Source organism: Aphanizomenon flos-aquae FACHB-1287 (assembly GCF_014698755.1).
Taxonomy (GTDB): domain Bacteria; phylum Cyanobacteriota; class Cyanobacteriia; order Cyanobacteriales; family Nostocaceae; genus Dolichospermum; species Dolichospermum flosaquae.
Genome location: NZ_JACJTO010000074.1, coordinates 1 through 7,534, shown reverse-complemented (window position 1 = coordinate 7,534; position 7,534 = coordinate 1). Strand labels below are relative to the sequence as shown.

The 7,534-nt window shown below is 34.6% G+C and carries 6 protein-coding genes; all 6 read left to right on the top strand.

Annotation, left to right across the window (positions count from 1 at the left end; all coding sequences use genetic code 11):
• Window positions 1–110 precede the first annotated feature (110 nt).
• From H6G44_RS19720 to H6G44_RS19695, 6 genes are read left to right on the top strand one after another with little or no spacing between them, the layout of a single operon-like run.
• The gene (locus H6G44_RS19720) at window positions 111–905 is read left to right on the top strand and encodes a type III-B CRISPR module-associated Cmr3 family protein (RefSeq protein WP_242031814.1); all 795 of its coding nucleotides are present in this window, start codon (window positions 111–113) and stop codon (window positions 903–905) included.
• A 6-nt stretch (window positions 906–911) separates the two neighbouring features.
• Window positions 912–1,796, top strand: a complete 885-nt coding sequence (gene cmr4 / locus H6G44_RS19715; RefSeq protein ID WP_190388253.1) for a type III-B CRISPR module RAMP protein Cmr4 — start codon at window positions 912–914, stop codon at window positions 1,794–1,796.
• Between the two features lie 3 nt (window positions 1,797–1,799).
• Window positions 1,800–2,180, top strand: coding sequence for a hypothetical protein (locus tag H6G44_RS19710; protein ID WP_190388252.1), 381 nt, complete (start codon window positions 1,800–1,802; stop codon window positions 2,178–2,180).
• Window positions 2,177–4,123 (top strand): type III-B CRISPR module RAMP protein Cmr1, encoded by a 1,947-nt coding sequence (gene cmr1, locus H6G44_RS19705; RefSeq protein ID WP_190388251.1) that lies wholly within the window; start codon window positions 2,177–2,179, stop codon window positions 4,121–4,123. Before H6G44_RS19710 ends, cmr1 begins: the two co-directional genes overlap by 4 nt.
• Before the next feature lie 17 nt (window positions 4,124–4,140).
• Window positions 4,141–5,628 carry a hypothetical protein gene (locus tag H6G44_RS19700; protein WP_190388250.1) on the top strand — a complete coding sequence of 496 codons (1,488 nt, stop codon included), beginning with the start codon at window positions 4,141–4,143 and terminating at the stop codon, window positions 5,626–5,628.
• Complete coding sequence (locus H6G44_RS19695; RefSeq protein WP_190388249.1) at window positions 5,612–7,138, top strand: HEPN domain-containing protein; 1,527 nt, start codon at window positions 5,612–5,614, stop codon at window positions 7,136–7,138. Before H6G44_RS19700 ends, H6G44_RS19695 begins: the two co-directional genes overlap by 17 nt.
• Window positions 7,139–7,534: the final 396 nt, after the last annotated feature.

The window sequence follows — 7,534 nt, the reverse complement described above, 5'->3', positions numbered from 1 at the left end:
CTTGGGAAATGAGTTTATGATCATGGTTAATCAAAATATTTTAATCCTTCGCCCAAAATTTAACATATTTTTGGCTATTTTTATCAGGCTTTTCTTAACATTCAACACTTCTGGATAAAGATGATTTTGTTAAATGCAGTGGAGTAGAAACAAAATTCAGACAATATTTACCATTCTGTGTGGTTAAGGAATATTTAAAAACCGGGAAAATAGATAAAAATGATTGGAACATAATTAAAGACAGTCATGAGGATAAACCTTGGGACGAAGAAACCCGTTCTCATAATAGCATTGAACCGGGAACAAAACAGGTTAAAGTTCCTGATGGTTACTTTGTAGAAAAGGCCATTCGTTTACATCAAAATTGGAGTTTTGCCATAGGAATTAATCACGAAATTACAACACCTGCAACAATCAGATTAGGAGGAGAAGGACACAGAGTTATAGTAGAATCTTGTCCAGAATTGGGGGAACAATGGCAAGAATTAAAAACTATTTCAGATGGTAATTTTCAAGCTAATACTAAATCAATAGCTTATTTAGTTACTCCTGGAGTTTTTGAAAGACCACATCAAGATAAGCACAGAGGAAAAGTTAATTTATGTCGTCCTTATCCCTGGGAATGGAAACTCAAAGACGGTATTTTTGTGAGTATGTCCACAGATAAAGCAGTACCAATCAGTTGTAGAATTAGGGAGAAAGAAGACAAGACAAAAAGCATTACAAAAAGCATTCCTGCACCCCAGGTTTTTGCAGCACCACCGGGAAGTTTATACTATTTGAATAAACCTCAAGGATTGTTTCAGGATAATGAACGTTTAGCAAATGAGCAAAAAAATCGTGTAAACAATTGGCGACAATTGGGTTATTCGGAAATGTTGTGGATTAAATATCAAGGAAATTAGGAAAATATGAATTATCTAACCTATAGCTATCTTTTAACACCATTACATACAGGTGCTAGTACCCAAGCTGGTAATTTGTTAGGAATTGCCCGTGAGGCACAAACTGAATTACCTTATATTCCTTCATCTTCCTTGCGGGGTAAATTACGTTCATCATTAGAATCTATAGCTGAAATAAAGTCCGAAGCTGGATCTTTTTTTGGAGAACGGATTAAAGATGGACAACAACCCACAGAAGGAGAAGTATGGTTTGCAGATGCTACTTTATTATTCTTTCCTGTTGGTTCATTTAGCCATCAATTTCTGTGGATTACTTGCCCATTATGGTTAAGTAGATGGGGTCGTTGGTTAAGAAATGATAAATTAAATCAGTTGATTGAACAATGGCAGTTAGATTTATTAACTGATGGTAAAAAGGCTATAACTTCAGCATCAGGTAAACAAATTTATTTACAAGGTGCTATTCTTAATGAAGATAACATTAAGGCGATCAATATCAGTAATGACTGGGATGTATTCAAAGATATTCCTGATGGTAATGGTATTTTAGACTTAAAAAATAAATTAGTCATTCTTTCTAATGAAGATTGTGGAGCATTAGTAGAAATTGGATTACAGCGAGAAGTGCGTATTGCATTAGATGAAAATGAAAAGATTGTTGCTGGTGGTTCTTTTCGTTCAGAAGAAGCAATACCATCGGAAACTATTATGTTTTTCCCTTGGGGTATGAAACCAGAAAAACAAGCTAACAAAACTGATAAAGTTAGAGAATTTCTGATCAAGATTTTGAATGATAGGCTTCAATTTGGTGGGCTAGAGGGATTAGGTAGAGGTTGGACTGAGAATCAAACTATTGCAGTTAATAAAGCAGTTAATAAAAAGGGGGAATAGTTCATGCAGAAATTAGACACTAGAGAGTTTAGTCGTCATGCTTATAATGGGTTAATTAAAGTTAAAGAAAATGTTGAAACTGCTAACCATCAAAAAGCAAGTGGTACTGTTCAAGGAATACCCGCATACATCTCTACATGGGGATTACATCGTCTATCAGGAGATGGTTTAAAGTATAAAAGTAGTTACAAAGGTCAAGTATATCAAGAATTTCTCAGAAATTTACAAAAATTAAGTAAAGTGCCTTTTGCTTATGATGATGCCAGCAGTTTAATTAATCTGGAATTAGAGAAATATACTGGTTTAAATCGTTTAGCAATTGAATTAGCAAAAGAGTGGTCATTTTGGGCAGTACCTATTCTTGGGGAGGCAGAACAAGAATGAAAAATCAAAAATCAGAAGCAGATATATGGCGGGATTTTGTCCAAACAGAAGTTAAGAGCAAATCCAAATTAGGAAAAATCTTAGAATCTTCTCAATATGGTGGTTATGATAAACTAAAATTAACCGTTTATTTTCCTGATGAAAATTCTCGTAAAACTGCCCAAGGACAAACAGAAGCCATTAAGAAAAAACTCAGAGAACAATATGGATTATTGTGCAATAGCATTAACTTTAATTTTGGTTCTACGACTTCTACAATCGTGAGAAATACGCCTGATTCCAGAGCTAATTCTACATCAGTTTTACGCGCTCCTAAAAATCATAATCCCTTACAAGCTCTGTATTGGGTTGAACCTAATCTTCCAGAAAATGATGCTAGTCAAAGGATGTCAATTCTCAGAGAAACAGTAGCCGCAGAACAAGGTTGCAATCAAATTTACACCAAACTTTATCAACGGACTTTACAACTAGCCGACGGTAAAGAAAATACAGTTTCAGTCTCGTTTAACTGGCGAATGCGTGTTGGGGGAACTCGTGGTTTTAGAGAATTACTATTACCAGTATTACATCCTATATTTGGTATTCCCTATATTCCCGCTTCTACATTAAAAGGAGCAGCAAGAGCTTGGGCAAGAAAAAATGACGCACCAGCGCGAGTACAAGAACTATTAGGAATGCTTAATGGTAGAAACGCTAAAGCCGCCAAAATTGAATTTTTAGATGCTTTCCCTACTAAACATTGTCTGAGTATAGATGTAGCAACACCTCAATGGGCATGGAAAGATAATAAAGTCATGATGTATGGACCAGTGCCACATCCTCTTTTAAGTTTAGAACAACCTCAATTTTTAATAGGATTACGTCCTACTAGCAGACAAAATTCTGATTGCCAGGATGATCTTAAAACCGTTAAATCATGGCTAGAAAATGCTCTTAATAGTGGCATAGGTTCTCGCGTCAGTAGTGGTTATGGTAAGGCTTTGGGTACAATTCCTATCATCAATACTCGAAAAAGTTATGACTTTGAATTGTGGACTCAAGGAATGTATGGGAGTAATCCTCAAATTCCAGAATTTAGACCCTCTGCTGTTCGAGGAATACTCCGCTATTGGTTTCGTGCTGTAGCATTAGGATTATATGATGTACCAAATTGTCAAAAATTGGAAGAAGAAATATTTGGTAATTTAGGGAAGCAAGGTAAAATTTCTCTTAGCACTAAAGTTAATCCATCCGATAAAAAAGATCCTTGTTTTTATGCTGGTAAAATCTATTTAGAAGCTACCGAAATCAAGTATCTAAATCTAGCGGAGAAATTATTATTTTTAGCAGTACAATTAGGTGGTGTAGGACGTGGTTCTCGTCGTCCTTTGCATTTACTTAATCGTCGTATGCGTGGCTGTCACTGGGAAATAGTAGGAAAAGATTTACCTCTTGATTATGATGTTGAGCAATGGCGTAAATTCTTCACAGAACTTAAACAGGTATTTCAAGCAATAAAAACACCGATAGGTTCTTATGCTGTTAGTCCTGGTAGACCTAGAGCAAGACAACAAGATGTATTAGATAAAAATGCACAAATTTGGTTATTAAAATCACCATCACAAATTCATCCTGAAAAAGTCACTAACTGGCAAACCGATGGAAATTCTAGTAAAGTGCGTGGTGCAGGATTAGAATTACTTTACAGTGATACCCGATTTAAAGGTAAGGGAAAAGGACAGGGAAATCCTAATGTTGGTGGCGAATTAGGCACTCCTTCATTTGTGTGGATTAAGTCAATATTTACTGGTAATTTACCTTATCAAGTTATTACAATTTTTGGCAGTGATTACCCAGATAGAAAAGAGTTTGCTAAGGAGTTAAAAAAACAAGGCGCAATTCTAGTTTCTAGAGAAATATCACCAAATAAATCTGGTATATCTGCTCCCATCAAAAAAAAATAATTACCTAAACAAGAGTTATGAAATCAGTTTTAATTGCCACAATCGGTACTAGAGATCTAATGTTCCAAATCGCCTCCGGTGAATGGTTCAATATTGGTAATGATAGAGTCCAAAATGGAGAAATTATTGCTGAACAATTAGAAGTAATTTCTGATTTGGGTTTAAAGGATAATACAACTTTTCGTGATTTAACTAAATACCTATTAGATCACATTGAAAAATATGTAGATCGCATCCAACCGCCAATTATTGGTAATATATTTCTTGAGCAAGCATCAAACATTGAAAAAGTTTATTTGATAGCTACTGATCAGGAAAAAAACGTTACACAAAGAGAAAAAGATACATTATATTCAGCCGAACTAATTAAACAATGGCTGATGCACAAATTTAGTCATCTTCATAGTGACAATATTCACATCATTTTACTGGGACCTGATGGTACTAACCCCTCAATATTTGAGGATATATTTAGTTGGTGGCGCAAAATTTGGAAAAACAAAATTACAGTTAATAAGAATCAGTCTATTTGGGTATGCTTAAAAGGAGGTGTAGGTCAAAGTTCTGAAGCAGCAAGAATTTCAGGACTAAGTTTCTATGGCGATCGCATTCAGTTCTTTGAATTTAAGGAAAATACACGCGCAAATCGTAATGGTATCCCGTCAGATTATAGTGGTCCATTTTTAGGTACTAACTATCTTTGGGATAGAACCCAAAAACAGGCTTTAAAATTATTAGAAAGCTATGACTATACAGAAGCTTATGATTTACTAGAACCTTATTTTCAACAACCATCTGCTAATTTTGGAGCGATACCTGATTTATTAAAAGCTGGTAAATTATGGAATCAAGGACAATTTGAAGGATTCTTATCTCTTGCTCAAAGTTCTACACAAATATCTAGTGTGGAAGGCAGATTATGGATGGCTTATGAACAGGCTTATTTAGGTGTAATTCGTCTTAAACAGATGAATACCACAGAAGCAATGTTACACAGTTATCGAGCTATTGAAGGTTTATTGTATTGGTGGGCTGCTGATTCTTTTCCCGATCATTTTCAAGAAGAGAAACAAGGATGGCCATTAGTTAATATTTCGATTACGAAAAAGTATTCATCTTTAGAAAGATATTTTACCGGATCAGAAAATACAGCTAAAAATACAGCTAAAGTTGATGGATGGTTATTAAAAGATTTATTAAAGGAAGCTATTCCTGAAACCAAAAATAGTATTGATTTTAAAGCATTTTGGAAATCAGCTAAATATGCAAGAAATTATTTTTCTCATCGCTTAGGTGGTTTAGCAGAACAAGATGTTTTTACCGCTTGGGGTGAGGATATAACCGACTCACAACAATGGCAAAAAAGGATTTTAAATTGCATTAATTTAGTCACTGGAGAATCATTTAGTACCCTATATAAAGCCAGTTTATTTTCTCAAATTCACAAACAAGTTTTAGAAGCAATAGAAAAACAAGAAATCATTAATTATGACAACAACAAATAACACAGATAAAGTTAGCACCCTGATCATTACCGTAGGAACTCGACAAATAGGCTGGCGGTGTCAAGATGGTATTATCCGTTCCTTTGGTGCAGATGGTAATATTAGTTATCCTCCACATATCAACGAACTCTATCAAGAACTAGGAATAGAACGGGGTAAACATCAAGACGAAGATGGTAAAACCTATCCTTGGAGTGGTCGAGATTTAGGTAAAAGATATTATGATTACTGTCAAGAATGGCTTGGTGGTGATTTTAGTAAGGTCGAATTATTGTTAGATAAAACTGTCATTGAAGGAGGAGTAAAACAAGGACTAAAACATATTATCCTATGGGGAACAGACCAACCGGAAAGTATTACCTGGAATTTTCGCCGATTAGATACTTTATGGTTAGCAGAATTAATGAAAGGAAAAATTAAAAGCTTATTTCCTGATATTAGAGTTGATGTTCACGCCCCAAAAATTAACGCTGGTAATAGTCATGAAATTCGAGAAGAATTAGAACAACTGGTTTTAAAAGAAGCTATCAATGCTAACAAAAATCAAGAGTTTGTTCTCTGGATTCAAACTAAAGGATGTACCCCTGTAATTGCTTCTAATGTAGAAATTTGTGCAGCCGCTTTAGTACGTCAATATCAAGTATTTAATGCTAGTCCCGATGAACCAAAGGAATTTTTTACTACTTTAGAAAATGGTTTAGTTACTGCTAATCACTCCCAGAGTTTTCAACCTATTACTATGGGTGAATATTTCTGGGCTTTAGAAAAGGTAAAGATTAAATCAGCTTGGGAAAGAGGTGATTTTTCAGAAGCCCAAATTTGGCTAAAAGTTCATGAAAATCGTCATTCAGTATTATATAAATTAGCTGGTTTTTTAGCACAATATAGTAACTGGGAATCTAATGATGGTTTTTACCAAAAACTCAAAGATTGGATAGGTTGTAATGATGTTAGTAAAATAACTGATTCAGAACAAATCATCAATTGGAAAACTCAACTGCAAAAAATACAAACTGATGATCTTAGCAAACTTTGGGAATCAACAATCATCTTAGAACTTTCTCTAAAACGAGAAAATTACACCACTGCATTTATTCAGTTTGTGCAAATTTTAGAACGGTTATTATATATTCAATCAAAAGCCCAAAATTGGACTGCTAAAGGTTGGATAGTAAGTAATCAAGATGAACCAAGTTTAGCAGAATTAATGCAAGGTTGGTGTATTTACAAAAAATTCAAAGAAGATAATAAATGGTCAAAATTAATGACTGATATTAGGAAGAAACGCAATAAAATTATTCATAAAGGGGAATCAGTAAATGCCAACCAAGTTGGTGATATTTGGGCTAAACATAACTTTGATGGAATTAAAATACCAACACCCCCACAAATCATTAAAAAACTGATGACGGATACATTCAAAGAAATTAGCACTCCTCCCAATTTGAATAACTTATTAATGCGTTCTTTGTATCAGTGGGGATTGCAATATTTAGAGGATGCAAATTAACCAGCGATATCTGCGATAACACCTCTCGTAACTGGGGGAACTTATTCCCCAGTTATTTCATTGCATATATAGTTTACAGAAATATTCGGTAAGTGTAAAGCTTAGTCATAAAGCGTCCCAATATATAAACTACACGGGCGATCGCACTCTTCTAGTGTATCTCATGCGACCCTTGACTCGCTGAAGGTATCGCTCCCACGCAAACAAAATAACTGCACTAATAAAATAAAACTCCACAATGGGGTTTATCGCACTCAAGAAACCCCATCTATGGGGAGGATATTACAGCAGTTTGAGATCAAAAGCGGTACAAAGATGGTAAACTTTAAAGATGGAAAAAAAAGAAAATAATTGAGATATATATGGCAGCAGCATATTCGACTGATATAAGACAAA

Excerpts from the sequence above, each read along its gene's own strand:
- cmr4 (WP_190388253.1), top strand. The coding sequence starts at position 912 with ATGAATTATCTAACCTATAGCTATCTTTTAACACCATTACATACAGGT.
- H6G44_RS19710 (WP_190388252.1), top strand. The coding sequence starts at position 1,800 with ATGCAGAAATTAGACACTAGAGAGTTTAGTCGTCATGCTTATAATGGG.
- cmr1 (WP_190388251.1), top strand. The coding sequence starts at position 2,177 with ATGAAAAATCAAAAATCAGAAGCAGATATATGGCGGGATTTTGTCCAA.
- H6G44_RS19700 (WP_190388250.1), top strand. The coding sequence starts at position 4,141 with ATGAAATCAGTTTTAATTGCCACAATCGGTACTAGAGATCTAATGTTC.
- H6G44_RS19695 (WP_190388249.1), top strand. The coding sequence starts at position 5,612 with ATGACAACAACAAATAACACAGATAAAGTTAGCACCCTGATCATTACC.